The 20,956-nt window shown below is 68.4% G+C and carries 17 protein-coding genes; 9 read left to right on the forward strand and 8 right to left on the reverse strand.

Going from position 1 to position 20,956, the window contains the following annotated elements; genetic code table 11:
* Positions 1-2 precede the first annotated feature (2 nt).
* Positions 3-683, reverse strand: coding sequence for a DUF899 domain-containing protein (locus BN3385_RS08385; RefSeq protein ID WP_059016078.1), 681 nt, complete (start codon positions 681-683; stop codon positions 3-5).
* A gap of 54 nt (positions 684-737) precedes the next feature.
* Positions 738-2,945 carry an RNA polymerase recycling motor ATPase HelR gene (helR, locus tag BN3385_RS08390; protein WP_059016079.1) on the reverse strand — a complete coding sequence of 736 codons (2,208 nt, stop codon included), beginning with the start codon at positions 2,943-2,945 and terminating at the stop codon, positions 738-740.
* Between the two features lie 144 nt (positions 2,946-3,089).
* On the opposite strand from helR, the gene BN3385_RS08395 reads away from it, so the two are divergent.
* Entirely contained in the window at positions 3,090-6,383 is a 3,294-nt protein-coding gene (locus BN3385_RS08395) for an error-prone DNA polymerase (RefSeq protein WP_059016080.1), read from the forward strand.
* Between the two features lie 121 nt (positions 6,384-6,504).
* On the forward strand, positions 6,505-7,146 hold the full coding sequence (locus BN3385_RS08400) for a nitroreductase family protein (RefSeq protein ID WP_059016081.1): 642 nt from the start codon (positions 6,505-6,507) through the stop codon (positions 7,144-7,146).
* A gap of 124 nt (positions 7,147-7,270) precedes the next feature.
* Here BN3385_RS08400 and BN3385_RS08405 read toward each other — a convergent pair whose 3' ends face one another.
* Positions 7,271-7,735, reverse strand: coding sequence for a tRNA (cytidine(34)-2'-O)-methyltransferase (locus BN3385_RS08405; protein ID WP_059016082.1), 465 nt, complete (start codon positions 7,733-7,735; stop codon positions 7,271-7,273).
* A 255-nt stretch (positions 7,736-7,990) separates the two neighbouring features.
* Here BN3385_RS08405 and BN3385_RS08410 point away from each other — a divergent pair, with 255 nt between their 5' ends.
* From BN3385_RS08410 to BN3385_RS08430, 5 genes are read left to right on the forward strand one after another with little or no spacing between them, the layout of a single operon-like run.
* Positions 7,991-10,669 carry a sensor histidine kinase gene (locus BN3385_RS08410; protein ID WP_059016083.1) on the forward strand — a complete coding sequence of 893 codons (2,679 nt, stop codon included), beginning with the start codon at positions 7,991-7,993 and terminating at the stop codon, positions 10,667-10,669.
* On the forward strand, positions 10,666-11,079 hold the full coding sequence (locus BN3385_RS08415; RefSeq protein WP_059016084.1) for a roadblock/LC7 domain-containing protein: 414 nt from the start codon (positions 10,666-10,668) through the stop codon (positions 11,077-11,079). The genes BN3385_RS08410 and BN3385_RS08415 overlap by 4 nt, the downstream gene beginning before the upstream one ends.
* A gap of 6 nt (positions 11,080-11,085) precedes the next feature.
* Positions 11,086-11,454, forward strand: coding sequence for a DUF742 domain-containing protein (locus BN3385_RS08420; RefSeq protein WP_059016085.1), 369 nt, complete (start codon positions 11,086-11,088; stop codon positions 11,452-11,454).
* Complete coding sequence (locus BN3385_RS08425; RefSeq protein ID WP_059016086.1) at positions 11,435-12,010, forward strand: GTP-binding protein; 576 nt, start codon at positions 11,435-11,437, stop codon at positions 12,008-12,010. Before BN3385_RS08420 ends, BN3385_RS08425 begins: the two co-directional genes overlap by 20 nt.
* Before the next feature lie 8 nt (positions 12,011-12,018).
* Complete coding sequence (locus BN3385_RS08430) at positions 12,019-12,570, forward strand: pentapeptide repeat-containing protein (protein ID WP_059016087.1); 552 nt, start codon at positions 12,019-12,021, stop codon at positions 12,568-12,570.
* A gap of 788 nt (positions 12,571-13,358) precedes the next feature.
* Here the strand turns inward: BN3385_RS08430 and BN3385_RS08435 are convergent.
* From BN3385_RS08435 to BN3385_RS08445, 3 genes are all read right to left on the reverse strand, one after another.
* Positions 13,359-13,826, reverse strand: coding sequence for an MPT63 family protein (locus BN3385_RS08435; RefSeq protein WP_059016088.1), 468 nt, complete (start codon positions 13,824-13,826; stop codon positions 13,359-13,361).
* 118 nt (positions 13,827-13,944) lie between these two features.
* Entirely contained in the window at positions 13,945-16,524 is a 2,580-nt protein-coding gene (locus BN3385_RS08440; protein WP_059016089.1) for an FHA domain-containing protein, read from the reverse strand.
* Positions 16,525-16,561: 37 nt separating this feature from the next.
* Positions 16,562-17,761: an NADH:flavin oxidoreductase gene (locus tag BN3385_RS08445; RefSeq protein ID WP_059016090.1), complete on the reverse strand. Its 1,200-nt coding sequence runs from the start codon at positions 17,759-17,761 to the stop codon at positions 16,562-16,564.
* Between the two features lie 70 nt (positions 17,762-17,831).
* Between BN3385_RS08445 and BN3385_RS08450 the strand changes: the two genes are divergently transcribed.
* Together BN3385_RS08450 and BN3385_RS08455 are read left to right on the forward strand one after the other, a co-directional pair.
* Positions 17,832-18,680, forward strand: a complete 849-nt coding sequence (locus BN3385_RS08450; RefSeq protein WP_059016091.1) for a bifunctional methylenetetrahydrofolate dehydrogenase/methenyltetrahydrofolate cyclohydrolase — start codon at positions 17,832-17,834, stop codon at positions 18,678-18,680.
* Positions 18,677-19,006, forward strand: a complete 330-nt coding sequence (locus BN3385_RS08455) for a DUF3017 domain-containing protein (protein ID WP_156432639.1) — start codon at positions 18,677-18,679, stop codon at positions 19,004-19,006. Before BN3385_RS08450 ends, BN3385_RS08455 begins: the two co-directional genes overlap by 4 nt.
* Positions 19,007-19,077: 71 nt before the next feature.
* Here BN3385_RS08455 and BN3385_RS08460 read toward each other — a convergent pair whose 3' ends face one another.
* Positions 19,078-19,812, reverse strand: coding sequence for a class I SAM-dependent methyltransferase (locus tag BN3385_RS08460; RefSeq protein ID WP_059016092.1), 735 nt, complete (start codon positions 19,810-19,812; stop codon positions 19,078-19,080).
* Positions 19,809-20,948 (reverse strand): homoserine O-acetyltransferase MetX, encoded by a 1,140-nt coding sequence (gene metX, locus BN3385_RS08465; RefSeq protein WP_059016093.1) that lies wholly within the window; start codon positions 20,946-20,948, stop codon positions 19,809-19,811. Before metX ends, BN3385_RS08460 begins: the two co-directional genes overlap by 4 nt.
* Positions 20,949-20,956 lie beyond the last annotated feature (8 nt).

A 20,956-nucleotide genomic window follows, 5' to 3' on the forward strand; every position in this document is an offset into this window, starting at 1 on the left:
CCTCAGCTCCCGTCGCCGTAGGCGGCGGCGATGGTCGGCGAATCCGCCCAGCCGGAGTAGGTCGGCCGTTGCGGCCAGCCGGTGGGGGAGTCCTGCCACTCCTCCTGCCGGCCGTACGGCAGTACGTCGATCAAGGCGAAAGAGTGGCTCAGCTGCTCGGTACCGCGGCCATTGGTATGCCATGTGCGATAGACGGTTTCGCCGTCGCGCAGGAAAACGTTGACCGCGAAACCTTCGCCGGGGGCGGCATCGACGTCAGTGCCGAACGAGCTTTCCGACGACGAATACCAGTCCATCTGGTTGCCGACCCTCTTCTTGTAGGCCAGCGCCTCCTCGATCGGCCCGTTGGTGACGATCACGAAGCGCGCGTCGTAGTTGTCCAGGAACTCCAGGCGGGTGAACTGGGAGGTGAAGCCGGTGCAGCCCGGGCACTGCCACTGCTCCCCGTCGGTCCACATGTGGTTGTAGACGATCAGCTGGGAGCGGCCGTCGAACACCTCGGCCAGGCTGACCGGTCCGTCCGGTCCGATCAGGACGTACTTGGGCAGTTTGACCATCGGCAGCCGGCGGCGCTGGGCGGCGATGGCGTCGAGTTCACGGGTCGCGGCTTTCTCGCGGGCGCGCAGGTCATCGAGTGCGGCACGCCAGGCCTGCTGGTCGACGACGGGTGGCAGGGCGGACATACGGGCTCCTCACTGTCGGGCATCACAGGTATTGACCAGATGCGCCGCCGGAACTCATCGCACCACAAGCCCGGACAGTGCTGTCGGCAGCGGCCGCTGATGCAGCACACCCAGCCGCTGGGTGGCGCGGGTGAGCGCGACGTAGAGTTCGGCAGCCCCGCGCGGTCCGTCGGCCAGGATGCGGTCCGGCTCCACCACCAGCACAGAGTCGAACTCCAGCCCCTTGGTCTCCGACGGCGCCACCGCCCCTGGCACATCCGGAGGCCCGATCACCACGGCGGTGCCCTCGCGGTCGGCTTCGGAGGCGACGAACTCGGCGATGGCGGAGGACATCTCCGCCTCGGTGACCTGGCGGGACCAGGGTGCGACGCCGCAGCTGCGCACCGACTCCGGCGGCTGGACATCGGGTGCGAAGTCGGCCAGCACGTCAGCGGCAATCGCCATGATCTCGGCGGGGGTGCGGTAGTTCACCGACAGCGGCCGGTACACCCACCGGCCCGGGACGTAGGGCTCCAGCATGTGCTCCCATGAGGTGGCACCGGCCATCGAACGACGTTGCGCGAGATCGCCGACCACTGTGAACGACCGGCTCGGGCAGCGGCGCATCAGCACTCGCCAGTCCATCTCGGAGAGTTCCTGGGCTTCGTCGACCACCACATGCCGGTAGGTCCAATCCCGGTCGGCGGCGGCGCGTTCGGCCAGATCGCGGTAGTCGCGCTCGGTGAAGCGTTCGGCGAGGCCCTCGGCGTCGATCAGATCCTGCGCCAGCAGGTGGTCTTCGTCGTCCATGAGATCCTCGTGGGCGACCATGTTCTCCAAAACGCCTCTGGCGTAATCGGTTTCCTCTTTGAGTGCCTGTGCGGCGGCATCGTCGGCCGCCTTGTCGCGGCCCAGCAGATCGACCAATTCGTCGAGCAGCGGCACATCCGAGGTTGTCCAGGCGTCGCCGGTTTCCCGCCACAGCGCCGGGTCGGCACCGGCGGCGCGGAGCCGCTCGGGCGAGGCATACAGCTCGGCCAGCAGCTCATGCGGCTCGAGGACCGGCCAGAGCTGGTCGAGGGCCGCGAGGAACCGCTCGTTGTCTTCGAGGTCGGCGAGCAGGTCCGCCCTGACCTTCTCCCAGGCGTCGCGGTTGTCACGAGTCAGCCAGCCGCGGCCGATCCGGGCGATCCCGCGCTCGGTCAGGACGTAGGTGACGATGTCACGGAACACCGCACGAGCGGCGTTGTGCGGCAGCCCGCTGGCGCGGGCCTCGTCGATCGCCCACCCCGCGGTGTCAGCGGCGATCTGCATCGTCACATCACCCAGCGGGATCTCCAATGGTTGCTCGGGCACCCGTTGGCGGTCAGCGATCGCCGCCGCGAGAACGTCGAGCATCGCGCGAGAACCCTTGATGCGAGCGACATCCGGGGAGTCCTCGGCGGTGACGTGCAGACCGGGCAGGAGATCGCCGACCGTCATGAACACCACCTCTGATTCGCCCAGCGAAGGCAGCACCCGGCTGATGTGATTCATGAACGCCTGGTTGGGTCCGACGACGAGCACTCCGTGCCGTTCGATGCGCTGTCGCTGCGTGTAGAGCAGATAGGCGACGCGATGTAGCGCGACCACCGTCTTGCCGGTGCCGGGTCCGCCCTCGATCACCAGCACGCCCGGGTGATCGAGCCGGATGATCTCGTCCTGTTCGGACTGGATGGTCGCCACGATGTCGCGCATGCCCTCGCCGCGGGGCGCGTTGACGGCCGCGAGCAGTGCCGCATCACTGCTGAACGGGTTGTCGTCACCGGCGTCCGGGTCGGGGCGGCCGAAAACCTCGTCGGTGAAATCGACCAGCCGTCGGCCGAGGGAGTGGAACTGGCGCCGGCGTCGCATACCCTCGGGGCTGGCGGCGGTGGCGACGTAGAACGCCCGGGCCGCCGGTGCCCGCCAGTCGATCAGCAGCGGTTCGTGGTCGTTGTCCTCATCGAAGATCCCGATGCGCCCGACGTAGAGCCGCTCACCTGACAGGGCGTCCAGCCGTCCGAAGCACAGGCCGTGGTCAGCGACGTCCAACCGCGCCGCCGCCTGGGCCAGCGTGCGAACCTCCGCGTCGCGAGCCACCAGCGTCCCGCCGTCCTGAAGGTCGATCGGCCCACCCAGTGCGGCGCGGTACTGGGCCTTGACCCGCCTGCGCTTGGCGTCGAGCCGGTCATAGAGACCGGCGACGTAGGTCTGCTCGGACTCCAGTTCACGATCGTGCGCCTGCGACGTCATGCCCCTCATTTTCTTTCGTGTGATCAGCGAGTGTGCGGTACGACCCCGGCCTTGCCGCAAGCCCCCCTGGTCGCTATAGGTTGAAGTGGGAGATTCGCGCAGAGATTCCCCGCACCCCTGTCGTTAGAACATATGTTCGATTAGGCTGGCGGGGTGGGATGGCATAACGGCCCGCCCAGCTGGGGCGAGATGGAGCGGGTGCTCAACAGCAAGCCGCGCCGCTCAGGGATGTCGCTGGGGGAGCCGCACGCCGACGGCGGCGACAGCCCGGCCTGGTCCCGAAAACGGCAGCCCTTCGAACCGGCCGTCGAATCCTCGCTGCGGTCGCGGGTTCCCTACGCCGAGTTGCATGCGCATTCGGCCTACAGCTTCCTTGACGGGGCCAGCACCCCGGAGGAACTCGTCGAAGAGGCGGTGCGGCTCGACCTGCGGGCCGTCGCACTCACCGACCATGACGGTCTCTACGGTGTGGTGCGCTTCGCCGAAGCCGCCAAGGAACTCGACATGCGCACCGTGTTCGGTGCCGAGCTGTCATTGAGCAACACCCCCCGCACCGAGGATCCCGATCCGCCCGGCCCGCATCTGCTGGTCCTGGCCCGCGGACCCGAAGGGTACCGCCGGCTGTCGCGGGAGATCGCCCGCGCGCATCTGGCCGGCGGGGAGAAGGGCAGACCGCGCTACGACTATGACGCGCTGGCCGAGGCCGCTGGCGGGCACTGGCACATTCTGACCGGATGTCGCAAAGGCCATGTCCGCCAGGCACTCTCGACGGGCGGTCCGGAAGCCGCCGAGCGGGCCCTTGCTGATCTGGTCGACCGGTTCGGAGCGCAGCGGATCAGTATCGAACTCACCCATCACGGTGACCCGCTCGACGACGAACGCAACGCCGCGCTGGCGGCGCTGGCGCCGCGGTTCGGTCTGACGGTGGTCGCCACCACCGCTGCGCACGTCGCCGAACCCGGGCGTAGCAGGCTGGCCATGGCAATGGGGGCGATCCGGGCCCGTCAGTCGCTGGACGAGGCGGCCGGCTGGCTGGCCCCGCTGGGCGGGGCGCACCTGCGTTCCGGTGACGAGATGTCCCGGCTGTTTTTCGAGTACCCCGAAGTGGTCACCGCCGCAGCCGATCTCGGCGAGCAGTGCTCGTTCGAGCTGGCTCTGATCGCCCCGCGGCTTCCGCCGTTCGACGTGCCGGACGGCCACACCGAGGACAGCTGGCTGCGGGAGCTGACCATGCTCGGTGCCGCCCAGCGCTACGGGCCGCGATCGGCCGCGCCGGAGGCCTACGCCCAGATCGAGCGGGAACTCGCCGTCATCGCCCAACTGACGTTCCCGGGCTATTTCCTTGTGGTGCATGACATCACCCAGTTCTGCCGGCGCAACAACATCCTGTGCCAGGGCCGCGGATCGGCGGCCAACTCCGCAGTCTGCTATGCCCTGGGGGTCACCGCCGTCGACCCGGTGGCCAACGGTCTGCTGTTCGAGCGGTTCCTGTCCCCGGCCCGCGACGGGCCACCGGACATCGACATCGACATCGAATCCGACCTGCGCGAGAAAGCCATCCAGTACGTCTACGAACGCTACGGGCGGGACTACGCCGCCCAGGTCGCCAACGTCATCACCTACCGGGGACGCAGCGCGGTGCGGGACATGGCCCGTGCGCTCGGTTTCTCTCAGGGTCAGCAGGACGCCTGGAGTAAACAGATCAGTCGGTGGAACGGGTTGGCCGATTCACCCGATGTCGAGGACATTCCCGAATCGGTGATCGACCTGGCGTTGCAGGTCAAGAACCTGCCCCGGCACATGGGCATCCACTCCGGGGGCATGGTGATCTGTGACCGGCCGATCGCCGACGTGTGCCCGGTGGAGTGGGCCCGGATGGAGAACCGCAGCGTGCTCCAGTGGGATAAAGATGACTGTGCGGCAATCGGTTTGGTGAAGTTCGACCTGCTCGGCCTGGGCATGCTCTCGGCGCTGCACTACTGCATCGACCTGGTCGCCGAACACAAGGGTCTCGAGGTCGATCTGGCCCGGCTGGACCTGTCGGATCCCGCGGTCTACCAGATGCTGCAGAAGGCCGACTCGGTCGGTGTTTTCCAGGTGGAGTCCCGCGCGCAGATGGCCACCCTGCCACGGCTGAAGCCCCGGGTGTTCTACGACCTGGTGGTGGAGGTCGCGCTGATCCGGCCCGGGCCCATCCAGGGCGGCTCGGTGCACCCCTACATCAAACGGCGCAACGGGCTGGAGAAGGTGGTCTATGACCATCCGTCGATGGAACCGGCACTGCGAAAGACGTTGGGGGTGCCGCTGTTCCAGGAGCAGCTCATGCAATTGGCGGTGGACTGTGCGGGGTTCTCGGCCGCCGAAGCCGATCAGTTGCGCAGGGCGATGGGCTCCAAGCGGTCCACCGAGAAGATGCGCCGGCTACGGGACCGGTTCTACGCCGGGATGGCGCAGCGACACGGTATCACCGGCGAGGTGGCCGACCGGATCTACGAGAAGCTGGAGGCGTTCGCCAATTTCGGCTTCCCCGAGAGTCATTCGCTGAGCTTCGCCTCACTGGTGTACTACTCCTCGTGGTTCAAGCTCTACCACCCGGCGGCGTTCTGCGCTGCCCTGCTGCGCGCCCAGCCGATGGGCTTCTACTCCCCGCAGTCGCTGGTCGCCGACGCCCGCCGCCACGGTGTCACCGTGCATGGCCCGTGCGTCAACGCCAGCCTGGCGCACGCCACGCTGGAGAACCAGGGGTTGGAGGTGCGGTTGGGCCTGGGCGCGGTGCGCCATATCGGGGATGACCTGGCCCAGCGCATCGTCGACGAACGCGAGGTCAACGGTCCGTACGCGTCACTGCTGGATATGACGGGGCGCGTTCAGCTTTCGGTGCCGCAGACCGAGGCGCTGGCCACCGCGGGCGCGCTGGGCTGCTTTGCGATCACCCGGCGTGAGGCGCTGTGGGCGGCCGGTGCGGCGGCCACCCAGCGGCCCGATCGGCTGCCCGGGGTGGGGTCGTCGTCGCATGTTCCGGCGCTGCCCGGGATGACGGAGGTGGAGCTGGCCGCCGCCGACGTGTGGGCCACCGGGGTGTCCCCGGACAGCTATCCCACCCAGTTCCTGCGTGAGGACCTCGACGCGATGGGCGTCATTCCCGCCGACCGGCTCCTCGACATTCCCGACGGCAGCCGGGTGCTGATCGCCGGGGCGGTGACCCATCGTCAGCGCCCGGCCACCGCCCAGGGGGTGACGTTCATGAACCTCGAGGACGAGACCGGCATGGTCAACGTGCTGTGCACCCCGGGAGTGTGGAACCGGCACCGCAAGCTCGCGCAGACGGCATCAGCCCTGGTGATTCGCGGTCAGGTGCAGAACGCCACCGGGGCGGTAACCGTGATCGCCGAGCGGATGGGCCGCATCACCATGGCGGTGAGTTCACGCTCTAGGGACTTCCGCTAACCACGGCCGCGAGCGTGCGTGTCGGCACCGTGACACGCCGATCCGCCGGGCAGTTCACGCACGCTCGCGGAGGCCGCGAACTAGGCGGTGGGGGCCATGAACCCGAATGTAGTCTCCAGACATGACACTCGATCTGACCGCTGATGAACTCCTCACCTCCACCCGATCGGTGCGCAAGCGGCTCGACTTCGACAAGCCGGTGCCGCGCGAGGTTCTCATCGAATGTCTGGACCTGGCGCTGCAGGCACCCACCGGATCCAACGCGCAGGGCTGGCAGTGGGTCTTCGTCGAGGATCCCGCGAAGAAGAAGGCCATCGCCGACATTTACCGCGCCACCGCCACGCCGTATCTCGACTTGCCCAAGCCGGTCCGCGGGGACATCCGCGACCAGCAGATGGACGCGGTGCTCTCCTCGGCGGTCTACCTCAACGAGAACCTCGAGAAGGCCCCAGTCTTCCTGATCCCGTGCCTGGAGGGTCGCACCGAGGGTGCCGACGCCGGGATGCAGGCTTCGTTCTGGGGTTCGCTGCTGCCGGCCGTGTGGAGCTTCATGCTGGCGCTGCGCTCCCGTGGTCTGGGCACCGCGTGGACCACGCTGCACCTGATCGGCGAGGGCGAGAAGAAGACCGCCGACCTGCTCGGGATTCCCTATGAGCAGTACACCCAGGGCGGACTGTTCCCGATCGCCTACACCAAGGGCACCAGCTTCAAGCCGGCCAAGCGACTGCCCGCCGAGCAGCTGACCCACTGGGATACCTGGTAGCGCTATCCCTCGTTACTGCGAGGCTGTAGTTATCGTGCTGTTCACTCGCACTTTGGCGCGATAACTTCAGCCTCGGCGTAGCCGTGAAAGCGGGAGTGAATTTCTGACCCTGCCCTCCGGCGGCTCAGACACCACCTGCGAAGCCGTGCTGCCGCCACGCCTCATAGGCGGCCACGGCGGCGGCGTTCGACAGATTCAATGACCGCCGCCCGGCCAGCATCGGGATCCGCACCCGGTCGGTGATGTGCGGGTCGGCCAGCGTCGCCTCGTCCAGCCCGGTCGGCTCCGGCCCGAACAGCAAGACGTCGCCCGGCTGGTAGTCGACGTCGGCAAACGACCGTGTGGCATGGGCGGTGAACGCGAACACCCGGGCTCCGTCGACCGCGGCCCAGGCCGCGTCGAGTCCGGGGTGCACGGTCACCGACGCCAGGTCGTGGTAGTCCAGACCGGCCCGGCGCAGCTTCGGCTCAGAGAGGTCGAAACCCAGCGGTTCCACCAGATGCAGTTCGCATCCGGTGGCCGCCACCATCCGGATCGCATTGCCGGTATTCGGTGCGATACGCGGCTGGTAAAACATCACCAGGAACATCGGATGATGATCTCAGTTGTGCCGCAGCGCAATTTGCTCACCACCCCGATAAGCGTCATGTGCGCTTCGGGGCAACCTCTCTGTTCAGTAACGACTATGGAGAAGCTGGACCAACGCTGTCATACTCGACGAATTGCCAGGCGTAATTCGCTGTCTCGTCGGCATGCCACGGGTAAGCGATGACCAGGAAGTCCGAATGAAGCAGGCGAGAACACTGAATAGTTGTGCAGCGGTCGTTAGCCCGGCCGTCGTGCGATGACCATGTTCGCCACCCCGGACGGGGTGGGGCAGGAGCCGCCGGGTCCTGATCAGCCGCCGGTTGCGCCGATCAAGCGGCCGTCGCGATGGTCCCTGCGTAACTGGCCGGTGCGCGCAAAGGTGTTTGCGATCGTCGCCGTGCCGCTGGCCTTGGCCCTGGCCTTCGGCGGGGCGCGGGTCTACGCCGGGCTGAACTCGGCGCGTGACCTGCAACTGGCCGCCGACCGCGTGCAGATGATCCCGTCGATCGAGAACTACCTGGCCGCCCTGGAAGGGGCGCTGGTGGCGTACTCCTCCAACGGCGACACCGCGACGGCCACCAACTCCTTCGGAAACGCCAAGGCCTCGCTCCAGAAGAAACTCAACGACACCGATGTGGCCCCCGACGTCCGAACCGGCGTCACCAACATCCTTGCCGGTGGCCAGAAGCTGCTCGGCGCGGTTTCGTCGAACGAGATCGGGCTGCGGGAGCGCATCACCACCTATGCGCCGATCCTGCTGACCGCCGAGGATGCGATCAACGGGTCGGTCCGGCTGGACGACGAGAAGCTGCGCGCCGAAACCCAGGGTCTGAGCCGTGCGGTCGGCGCCCGCGGCCAGATGTTCATGCAGGAACTTCTCGTCGAGCAGGGCGGTGATCTGGCTGAGCCGGAACTGCGTACCTCGATGATCACGCTGGCCGGTACCGAACCGTCGACGCTGTTCGGCATGAGCGAGGTGCTCGGAGTCGGATCGCCCGATGCCAAGGTGCTGCAGGGCGAGATGGTGCGCCGGATGAGCATCATGTCCAACCCCGAGGCCGTCCTGGTCGGCAACCTCGATCTGCGCCAGTCCTTGCAGGCCACCGACAAGATCGCCGGTGAGGTGATCACCGGCACCACCGGGCAGATCACCAAGTCCGTTCAGGCGCTCGCCGATGACCGCCGCACCGCCGCGATCCGCGACGCCCTGCTGATCCTGGCCGTGTTCGTGATCGCGCTGATCGTCGTGTTCCTGGTGGCCCGCTCGCTGATCCGGCCGCTGCGCACGCTGCGCGACAGCGCGCTGAAGGTGGCCCATACCGACCTCGAGCAGGAGATCGCCCGGGTGCGTGCCGGCGACGAACGCGAGCCCGAGCCGCTGCCGGTCTACACCTCCGAGGAAGTCGGCCAGGTGGCGCACGCCGTTGACGAACTGCACACTCAGGCGCTGCTGCTGGCCGGTGACGAGGCCCGGCTGCGGATCCTGGTCAACGACATGTTCGAGACGATGTCGCGGCGCAACCGCTCCCTGGTGGACCAGCAGCTGGCGCTCATCGACCGGCTCGAACGCAACGAGAAGGACCCGGAGCGGCTGGAGAGCCTGTTCCGGCTCGACCATCTGGCCACCCGGATGCGGCGCATCGGTGCCAACCTGCTGGTGCTCGCCGGCGCGCAGGTCTCCCGCGACCAGCGCGACTCGCTGCCCCTGGCCAGCGCCATCACCGGTGCGGTCTCCGAGGTCGAGGACTACAAGCGCGTCGAGATCGGCACCGTGCCGGACTCCGCGCTGGTGGGCCGGGTCTCCGGTGACGCGGTGCACATGCTCGCCGAGCTGATCGACAACGCGCTGCGCTACTCGCCGCCGATCTCACCGGTACGGGTCACCGCGGTGCACACCAGCAACGCCGGCGTCCTGATCGAGGTGCACGACGACGGCATCGGCATGACCGACGCCGACTTGCGGATCGCCAACATGCGGTTGCACGCCGGCGGCGAGGTGAGCCCCGACAACACCCGCCACATGGGGCTTTTCGTCGTCGGCCGGCTCGCCCACATGCACGGCATGGTGGTGCGGTTGCGCAACACCATCGCCGGCCAGCCATCCTCGGGGACCACCGCCGAGCTCTATCTGCCCCCGGAGTTGCTCGAGCACGCATCGCCGATCGGTCCCGATGCCCGCCCGTTCGGGCCTGGCGTCGAGCCCCCGACCCACGACGAGGACGCTCAGGCCGCACGTTTCGCCGCCCCGGTGATCGGCGATCAACCCGCCGTCGGCCCGTCCGGTCTGCCGCAGCGCTCGCCGGGATCCAGCGGCATCACCGGCGCACCAGCACCCGAGCCTGAGCCGGAGCCGGAACCTGAACCCGAACCCTCGCGGTGGTTCACCGACGCCGAGGGCACCGACGAGACGCCGGCGGCCGACCACGACCATCCGACCAACACCTCGTCGTTCTTCACCTCGCGGGAGCGTGCGGAGAAGGACCTCGAAGAGACGCCGATCGACATCGGTGGCCTCGACGTGCTCGCTGCCGACCTGGCCGCCCCGGAGGCCGAGGACACCGACACCGACTTCATCTACCAGAAGATGCTCTCGGAGTTCTTGGTCGACCCGAAGACCGTGGCGGTGCCGCAGGACTGGAAGTCGGTGTGGGACAACGGCTGGGCAACTGCAGGCGAGGTGGACAACGTGCCGGTGGCGACGCATACCGAGCACGGTCTGCCGGTGCGCGAGCCCGGTGCGCGGCTGGTTCCCGGGGCGGCCGAGCCGGTGCCGGTGGCGGCCAACGGGGTACCTCCCGCGCCGGCGGCGCCTGAGCTTCCCCGCCGCGACCCCGACGCCGTCCGCGCTTCGTTCAGCAGTCACTTCGGCGGTGTCCGAGCCGCCCGTGCCAACACCCAATCCGGTGCCACCGAGAACGGACGAGACCAGGAATGACCTATCCGCCACGCGCGCAGAACAACTCGCTGGACTGGCTGGTGTCCAACTTCGCCCGCGAGGTTCCCGGGGTGTCGCATGCGGTGCTGGTCTCGGTTGACGGTCTGCTGATTGCGGCCAGTGAGCAGTTGCCCCGGGAGCGGGCCGAGCAATTGGCCGCCGTCACCTCCGGGCTGGCCAGTCTGGCCGCCGGTGCGGCTCAACTCTTCGAAGGCGGCCAGGTGCTGCAGTCGGTGGTCGAGATGGCCGGTGGCTACCTGCTGGTCATGCGGGTCGGTGATGGTTCGCAACTGGCCACCCTGGCGGCGCCGAACTGTGACATTGGCCAAATCGGTTACGAGATGGCAGTTTTGGTCGAGCGAGTAGGCAACGTCGTCTCCTCGTCGCGTCGTGCCCCCCAGCCGTCGTGACGCATCATGGACCCGCGCCCGTCACCCGAGGCTGAGGCCAACCTCGTTCGTCCGTATGCGCTGACGTCCGGCCGCACCGATACCACCGTCGAACTGCCCCTGGAGGCACCGATCGAGACGCTGCGCTCGGCGCAGGCGCATCACTGGCCCTCCGGTGATGTCCGCGGCCGGATCTGTCACCTGTGTGCCGATAGCCTGTCGGTGGCCGAGATCTCGGCGAAACTGGGTTTGCCGCTCGGTGTCGCGCGGGTCCTCGTCGGTGACCTGGTCACGTCGGGATATCTTCGGGTACACACAACACTGACCGATCGCTCTTCGGTGGACGAGCGCCGTGAACTCATAGGAAGGACGCTGCGTGGCCTACGAGCCCTCTGAGGGGCGCGCAGCCGCCTCGACGAAGATCGTCATCGCGGGTGGGTTCGGCGCCGGAAAGACCACGTTCGTCGGGGCGGTGTCGGAGATCATGCCGCTGCGCACTGAAGCCATGGTGACCGACGCCTCCGCTGCGGTGGACGCGTTGGAGGCCACGCCGGGCAAGTCGACGACCACGGTGGCGATGGACTTCGGTCGCATCACCCTCGACAGCGACCTGGTGCTCTACCTGTTCGGCACGCCCGGGCAGCGCCGGTTCTGGTTCATGTGGGATGACCTGGTGCACGGTGCGATCGGGGCGATCATCCTGGTCGACGTCCGCCGCCTGCAAGACAGCTTCCCGGCTGTGGACTTCTTCGAACACCGCAAGCTACCGTTCCTCATTGCGATCAACGAATTCGACGGTGCGCCAAGGTATCCCACCGATGAGGTGCGCAAGGCCCTGACGTTGCCGGACAGTACGCCGGTGATCACCGTCGACGCCAGAGACCGCAAGTCGGCCACCGACGCGCTGATCGTGGTCAGTGAGTACGCCCTGGCCAGCCTGAGCGCCTCCTAGAGGCAGCGATGCCACACTGGGCCGATCAGGAATTCGTCGGTCACGACTTCCGCGACGAGGATCTGTCCGGGCTGCACACCGAACGGGTGGTGTTCACCGAATGCGATTTCGGCGGCGCGAACCTGGCCGAGTCCACCCACCTGGGCTCGGCGTTCCGCAACTGCCGTTTCCTGCGGAGCACGCTGTGGCACAGCACGTTCCGCCACTGCAGCATGCTGGGCTCGACGTTCGAGAACTGCCGGTTGCGTCCGGCGGTGTTCGAGGAGGTGGACTTCACGCTGGCGGTGCTCGGTGGTGCCGACCTGCGCGGGGTGGACCTGTCGGGCAGTCGGCTGCGGGAAGCGGGCCTGGTCCAGGCCGACCTGCGCAAGGCCGTGCTGCGCGGTACCGACCTCACCGGGGCCCGGACCAACGGGCTGCGGTTGGAGCAGGCCGACCTGCGCGGCGCCCGGATCGACGCGTCATTGTGGACCACCGCGCAGTGCCGCGGCGCGAAGATCGACGTGCCTCAGGCGCTGGCGTTCGCCGTGGCCCACGGCCTGGATGTCACCGGCGAGTAAGGCCGACACCCACCCGGTTCTTACCGGACGACGCGAAATGCGCTACCCGCGTGCGTAATTGACCCGCAGGACAGATTCCCGGTTTCACATCGCGCTGCTAAGTCGTTGATAGTGCGGACATAGAGCCTGGTCATAGCGTCGAGACGAGATCCGGTCTGCAAGGTCAAGGAGCGTGCGGTGCTATCAGGTGAGTTGGTTCGCGCGGTCGGTCCCGTCATCTGCTGTGTGGGGCTGGCTCTTCCGTTGATGGGATGTTCACCGTCAGCCCAGGTTTCGCCGTTTCCCGCGCCTGCGCCGTCCACGTGGTCGAGCGTCGCGACCTTCGCCCCCGCGACCTCGGCGCAACACGGTGAATAACCCCATCAGGAGAAATGAGGAGTAGTGATGTCCCACAACAGAATGACGGCTCGGATACTCGGTGCAGCGGGCATAGCGGTGGCAACAGGTACCGCTCTTCTCGCAGGCGGCACCACCGCCGTCGCGCACGCGGAACCACCCGGCATGTGCGCGCCCGGAATGCCCTGCGGTCCCGGTGGCGGTGGGATGGGGATGGGTGGACCCGGCGGATTTGACCGGGGCGGCCCCGGCGAATTCGGCCCGACAGGCTTCGGCGGACCAGGTGGGCCGGGTGGGCCCCACCTGGTCCGCCGAAGCCTGTCGGGCCGGGTGGGCCGGGTGCTAACGGACCGGGTGGACCAGGCGGACCGATTCTGGGCCCGGTCGGCAACATCCTGTCGGATCTGTGCGTCCTACCGATCGTATGCCCGCCGCGCTGACGGTCTACTGATCTACTTCCAGACCAGTAGGTCGGCGGCGCCGTTGTTGTAGACGACCTGCGTTGGGGCGGGCCCGGTCACATCGAAGTACAGCTTGCCGGTTGATTTTCCGCCCTGCGGCAGCGTGGCGCCGCTGATACCGGTCGGCGTGGCCGCCTGCCACAGCACGGGGTAGTTGGTGCCGTTGGCCGAGCGGGCGTTGAAGTCCGGAATGATCGGCGTGACGCTGCCCTTCGCGGCGCGCACCGCGGCGGTAGCCTCCCACAGCTTGCCGGCCAGTGGGTAACCGGGAATGGTGTCGGTGCTCGGCTTGAGGCCGCTGATCTGCCACACGGTGATCACTGCACCGTCGTTGTCGATCAACCGGTTCCACCCGCCGAAGGTGTCGGTGGTCGGATCGGTCGGCGTGGCGGCGGCCACCGGCGCCAGCGCCAACGCGAGTCCCACTGCTGCGGCGGCCATCACGGTCTTCATCGTCATGCGCGGCACCCTAGGGGTGCCTGATGAACAGCGGCTGACGAGCAGCTTGCATCTGCGTTGATTCAGAACTCTGGCACAGGGTCACTCGCAGATCCTGTGCGTGAGTTCTGGCTCAACGCTAGGCGGACTTGAGCCGGATCTTCCAGCGCACGAACGTCAGATAGCCCACGCACAGCGCGCCCAGCATGGCCATGTCGAACCACCAGGCCGACGCCGTGTGCTCCCAGTGCCGGTCCTTCGGGGTGAGCGGTCCCGGCACCAGCTTGATGAGGTCGACGGTCGAGGCCGACGCCGCGAAGCCCCAGCGGGCCGGGGTGAACCACGACAACTGGTCGAGCACAAGGCGTCCCGTCACCGGGATCATCCCGCCGGAGAACACCAGCTGGCTCATTACCGCCACCACCAGCAGCGGCATGATCTGCTCGTTGGACTTCGCCATCGCCGACAGCGCCAGGCCCACCATCGCGGCGGTCACCGTCGTTGCGGCCATCACCACGAACAGCTCCAGCGTCGGGCTCAGGAACGTCAGCGAGCCCTGCGTGGGTGCGCCCTTGCCGGCGATGGTGATCGCCGTGACGATCGAGGACTGCACGATCGCGAACGCCGCATAGATGCACACCTTCGCCAGCAGGTACGCCGTCGTCGACAACCCGACCGCCTGCTCGCGGCGGAAGATCGCCCGCTCGCCGATCAGGTCGCGGACCGTCAGTGCGGTGCCCATGAAGATCGCGCCGACGTTGAGCAGCACCAGGATCTGGCCGGGCTCGTTGGGGGCGTTGCCCATCGGATCGGGCACCCCGAAGCCGACGGTGCCGGGCACCGACAGCGACAGCACACCCATGATGAATGGCAGCACCGCCAGGAACGCGAAATAGCCGCGGTCGGAGATGATCAGCCGCAGCTGTCGGCGCCCGATCGTCGAGAACTGGCGCAGCAGGCTGGTGTGCGTGGGTTCGCCGATATCGGAGGGTTTCTCCACCGGCGGCGGCGGGGGAGTCGGCCCGGTGTGCGCCAGGTAGCGCTGATAGGCGGCGTCCGGATCACCGGCGACGCTGCTGAAGATGTCGGCCCAGTTGGTGGTTCCCATGGTCGGGCCGATCTGGCTGGGCGGCCCGCAGAAGGCGGTCTTGCCGCCCGGCGCCAGCAGCAGCACCTGATCGCACACGTCGAGATAGGTCAGCGAGTGGGTGACGACCAGCACCACACGGCCGGCGTCGGCCAGTTGGCGCAGCATCGTCATGACCTGACGGTCCAGCGCGGGGTCCAGACCCGAGGTCGGCTCGTCGAGGATCAGCAGCGACGGCCCGGTCAGCAGTTCCAGGGCCACCGAGGCGCGCTTGCGCTGACCGCCGGACAGCTTGTCCACCCGGGTGTCGGCGTGCTTGGTCATCTCCAGCTCGGCCAGCACCTGGGCCACCACCTGCTGGCGGTCCTCCTTGGTGGTGTCCGGCGGCAGGCGCAGTTCGGCGGCGTACATCAGCGCCTGGTTGACCGTCAGCTGGCCGTGCACCACGTCGTCCTGCGGCACCATCCCGATCCGGGAACGCAACGAGGCGTACTCGGCGTGCACGTTGTGACCCTCGAAAGTGACTGTGCCACTTGTTGGATGGGTGTAGCCGGCAACCAGACGGGCGAACGTCGACTTGCCTGCACCCGACGGCCCGATCACCGCGGTGAGCGTGCCGGGGCGTGCGGTCAGCGAGATGTTCTCCAGCAGCGTCTTGTTGTGCTCGATCGTCCACGTCACACCGCGCACGTCGAGGCCGCCGGTTGCGGTGGCCGCCTCGGTCTCGGTGCGCCGCACCAGGGTGCCGCCGGCGAACACCAGGTCGACGTTGCCGATGGTGACCACGTCACCCTCGTTGAGCAACGCGGTATCCACCCGGGTGCCGTTGACGAAGGTGCCGTTGATGCTGCGGTTGTCGGCGATCTCGGTGCCGCCGGGGGTGGGGATCAGCGTGGCGTGATGCCGCGAGGCCAGCACATCGGGGATGACGATGTCGTTGTCGGTGGCGCGACCGATCTTGACCGCGCCGGGCGGCACCTCAGCCGGGGCGCCGCCGGGCCGCAGGATCTTCAGCATCGAGGTGGCCAGGTTCGACGATCCGGCGGGCTTGCCCTCGGCCGGACGCATCTGCGTCGGTGCGGCGGCCGGCGGTGGCGCCACCGGACCGGAGGCGGTGGGCGGCCGCGTCGGATACGCCGGCTGCACGCGTGAACCGCTGGTCGGATACGCCGGCGGCTGCTGATAGGTGGGCGCCGTCCGCGGCGGCGGCCAGGCGTTGGCGGTCGACGGGCCCTGGCTGGGGTTGGCCGGCCACGACGGCGAGGACGGCGGGGCGGACATCCGCACCGACGACGTCTGCGGCGGGCGGCCCACCGAGCCCTGGTGCCGTCCGACGCCGAAGCGGATCACCGGGCCGTCAGGGTTGCCGACGTTGACAGTCATCCCGTCGGCGATGTCGACCGACGGGATGCGCCGGCCGTTGACGAACATGCCGTTCAGCGAGCCGTTGTCGATCGCCATCCAGCGGCCGTTGTCGAACCGCAGCACCAGGTGGGCGCGGGAGATCAGCGGGTGGGCAATCCGGACGTCGGCACGAAGGTCGCGGCCAACCACGACGTCGTGCCCTGCGGCGAAGGTGCGCTCCGACCCGTCGTACTGAACGGTCAGCGCGGGTGCGGCTGGTCGACTCATCGCCACCAACTGTATCGGTAGCGCCGCGGCTCGCCCGTCAGGCGGGAGCGCCCGTTTCCACGCAGACGGTCCGCGAGTAAATGGTCGGCATGCACTTGTTGCAGTGCGTGCACAGCGACTTCACGGTGTGTGCGTCGCCGTCGGCCTTGATCCGGTTGAGCAGGTCCGGCTCGGCCAGCAGCGCCCGGCCCATCGCCACGTACTCGAAGCCGTCGGCCATCGCGCGGTCCATGGTCTCGCGGTTGGTGATCCCGCCGAGCAGGATCAGCGGCATGGTCAGTTCCTTGCGGAACTGCAGGGCGTCGCGCAGCAGGTAGGTGTCCTCGTAGGGGTACTCGCGCATGAATTTCGTGCCGGTCATCCGCATGCCCCAGTTCAGCGGCCACTTCTGCGCGGCGGCGAACTCCTTGACCGGGGCGTCGCCGCGGAACAGGTACATCGGGTTGAGCAGCGAGCTACCCGCGGTCAGTTCGATGGCGTCCAGACCGCCGTCGTCCTGCAGCCACTTGGCGGTCTGCAGCGATTCCTCGATCCGGATCCCGCCGCGCACCCCGTCGGCCATGTTCAGCTTGGCGGTCACCGCGATCGGTGCCGCGCCCAGGCGTTCGACCTCGCGGCGCACCGCCAGCACGATCGAGCGGGCCACCCTGGCGCGGTTCTCCAGCGAACCGCCGTACTCGTCGGAGCGCCGGTTGATCATCGGCGACAGGAACGAGCTGGCCAGATAGTTGTGGCCGAGGTGGATCTCGACGGCGTCGAAGCCGGAGTCGATCGCATACCGCGCAGCCGCCGCGTGTGCGGCGATCACATCGTTGATGTCGTCACGTGAAGCGTGCTTGGCGAACTTCATCGCCAGCGGGTTGAAGAAGCGGACCGGCGCGAGCGCGGGCGCCTTGTTGGACCGCGAGTTGGCCACCGGCCCGGCGTGCCCGATCTGCGCGCTGATCGCGGCGCCCTCGGCGTGCACGGCATCGGCCAGCCGGCGCAGGCCGGGGACCGCCTCCGGGCGCATCCAGATCTGGCCGCCGTTGGTGCGCCCGCCCTTGCTCACCGCGGTGTAGGCCACCGTCGTCATGCCGACACCGCCCGCGGCGATGGCCTGGTGGAACCGGATCAGGTCGTCGGAGACGACGTCGTCGGGGGTGCGGGCCTCGAAGGTGGCCGACTTGAGGATGCGGTTGCGCAGCGTGATGGGGCCGAGCTTGGCTGGGCTGAACACATCTGGCGCACTGGTCATATCCGCAGCTCAACACGTACGCGCTGGTGCTGTCAACGCCCGTTGCTCGCTCAATGGAACAATACGGTCCGTGGTCGCTATCACCCTGGACGGCAAGCTCACCCGCGACGAGATTTTCGTCGACCTCACCGAACGCGTCGCGGCGCTGACCGCCGCTGGCCGCACCCCGGGACTGGGCACCGTCCTGGTCGGCGACGACCCCGGCTCACACGCCTACGTGCGGGGCAAGCATGCCGACTGCGCGAAGGTCGGCATCACCTCGATCCGCCGGGATCTGCCCGCCGACGTCAGTCAGGCGCAGCTCGAGGACACCCTCGACGAACTCAACGCCAACCCGGAGTGCACCGGTTACATCGTGCAGCTGCCGTTGCCCCGACACCTCGACGAGAACGCCGCGCTGGAGCGCATCGACCCGGCCAAGGACGCCGACGGTCTGCACCCGATCAGCCTGGGCCGGCTGGTGCTTGGCAAGGAAGCTCCGCTGCCGTGTACCCCGCGCGGCATCGTGCACCTGCTGCGCCGCTACGACGTGCCGATCGCCGGGGCGCACGTGGTGGTCATCGGCCGCGGTGTCACGGTCGGCCGTCCGCTGGGCCTGCTGCTGACCCGTCGCTCGGAGAACGCGACAGTGACGTTGTGCCACACCGGAACTCGCGATCTGCCGTCGCTGACCCGGCAGGCCGACATCATCGTGGCCGCGGTTGGGGTGCCGCACATGCTGACACCCGACATGGTGCGTCCGGGTGCCGCCGTCGTCGACGTCGGGGTGAGCCGGGTCGACGGCAAGCTCACCGGGGACGTCCACCCCGACGTGTGGGAGGTCGCCGGACACATCTCGCCCAACCCCGGCGGGGTGGGCCCGCTGACTCGGGCATTCCTGCTGACCAACGTCGTCGAGGCCGCCGAAGGGGCCCGGTGACGGCTCGGGCCAAGCGCAGGCTGCCGACTCGCGACGAGGCGGTGGCCTTCACCCGGCGCGTGGTGCGGTCGCAGTGGCCGATCCTCAGCGTGTTCGCGGTGTTCCTGCTGGCGTTCGTGCTGGTAGCGGCGGGTTTCTGGCGGCGCGGGTCATTGCTGATCGGCATCGCGGTCGGGGTGGCCGCCGCGCTGCGGCTGGTGCTCTCCGAGGACCGTGCCGGCCTGCTGGCGGTGCGCTCGCGCAGCCTGGACTTCGCCACCATGACCACGCTGAGCGTGATCATGATGTACGTGGCCTCGACCATCGACCCGCTGGGCACGTCGTAACCCGGCCGAATGGCCACCTGCGTCACGCTTTTCGCGACATTCCGTGTCGTAAGTGGCCGCTCGGCGCGGGTTCAGCCGCCGAGCGTGGCCCGGATGCACACCGTGATGTAGGGCAGTGCCAGACCGGTCGAGTTCACCAGCGCGGGATGGGTCGCCAGCAGCTCGCGGACCTGATCCAGCGTGCGGGTGCGCACCTCCGTCGGCGAGGTGATGCAGTAACTGCGCGAGGCCACCAGGTCGATCAACGCCTGCGGGGTCAGGTAGCTCGTCCACTCGACGTGGTGGCGGGCCACATCGGTGAACGGGGCGGGAAGCGTCGTGGCCTCGTGGAAGTGAACGTCCTCGTGGCCGATGATGCGACCCAGGTCCTTGACCCAGCCCGACCGTTCGTCGCGCACGTTCCACACCAGACCCAGCCGGCCGCCCGGCTGTAGCACCCGCGCCACCTCGGCCGCCGCCTGCTCCGGGTCGAACCAGTGCCAGGCCTGGGCCACCAGCACCGCATCAACGCTGTTGTCCGGCAACGGAATCTGTTCGGCGGTGCCCAGCAGGGCCGGGGTGTCGGGCAGTGCTGAGCTCAGCAGCTCGAGCATCTCGGCGATCGGGTCGACGGCGACCACGTCGAGTCCGCGTTCGACGAGCCGCGTGGTCAGCTTGCCGGTGCCGGCTCCGAGATCGAGGACGTCACGCGCGCCCGCCGGGAGCAGCCAGTCGATGGCCTCCGGTGGATACGACGGGCGACCCCGTTCGTAGGCGGCGGCCTCGGACCCGAATGACAGTGAACGTTGGCGCCGTGACTCGGTCACCGCCGGCGTTCCCCGTGCCCGTCGGCGATATCCAACGTCCGGCGGACCAGCTCGCCCACCGCTTCGGTCTCGACCAGGAAGCCGTCGTGGCCGTAGATCGACTCGACCACATTGAGACCGTCACAGCCGGGCAGCAGATCGGCCAGCTCCTGCTGCAGCCGCAGCGGATAGAGCCGATCGGAGGTGATCCCACCGCACACCGTCGGCACCGGGCAGTTCCGCAGCGCCGCCGCCACACCGCCGCGGCCGCGGCCCACGTCGTGGTTCGACAGGGTCTCGGTCAGCGTCACGTAGCTTCCGGCGTCGAACCGGTTGACCAGCTTGGCGCCCTGATACTCCAGGTAGCTCTGCACCGCGTAGCGGCCGCCGGTCAGCGGATCCTCGCCACCCTGCGCGTCGTTGCCGAACCGGGTGTCCAGCTCGACCTCACCGCGGTAGGTCAGGTGGGCGAACCGGCGGGCCAGCTCCAGCCCGATCTGCGGGCTGCGGCCGGTGCCGTGATAGTCACCGTCCTGCCAGTCCGGGTCGGACTTGATGGCCGCGATCTGGGTGCTCTGGGTACCGATCTGGTCGGCCGTGGCCCGGGCCCCGACCGCCAGCACCAGCCCGGCGCGGACCTGCTCGGGATACCCGACCATCCACTCCAGGGCCCGCGCACCGCCCATCGACCCGCCGATGACGGCGGCGACCTCGGTGATGCCCAGGGCCGCCAGCGCGGCGACGTCGGCGGCGACCTGGTCGCGCACCGTGATCAGCGGGAACCGCGAGCCCCACGGCTTGCCGTCACGGGCCAGCGAGCTCGGCCCGGTGGAGCCGCGGCAGCCGCCCAGCACGTTGGTGGCGATCGCGCACCAGCGGTTGGTGTCGATCGGGGCGCCCGGCCCGGCGATTCCGTCCCACCAGCCCGGGGTGGGATGGCCGGGTCCGGCCGGCCCGGTGACGTGGGAGTCGCCGGTCAGTGCGTGCAGGACGACCACAACGTTGTCACGGTTGGGGGACAGCTCGCCCCAGCGCTGGATCGCGATCGAGACGTCGTCGATGACGGCGCCGTTCTCACAGGTCAGCGGGCCGATGTCGACGACGCCGATCTCGCCCTCGGCCGGCAGCGTCACAGTTCGCTCATCAGAGATGGTCACGTCCGGCT

This window comes from Mycobacterium sp. M26, from assembly GCF_001494595.1.
In the GTDB taxonomy this organism is placed as follows: Bacteria; Actinomycetota; Actinomycetes; order Mycobacteriales; family Mycobacteriaceae; genus Mycobacterium.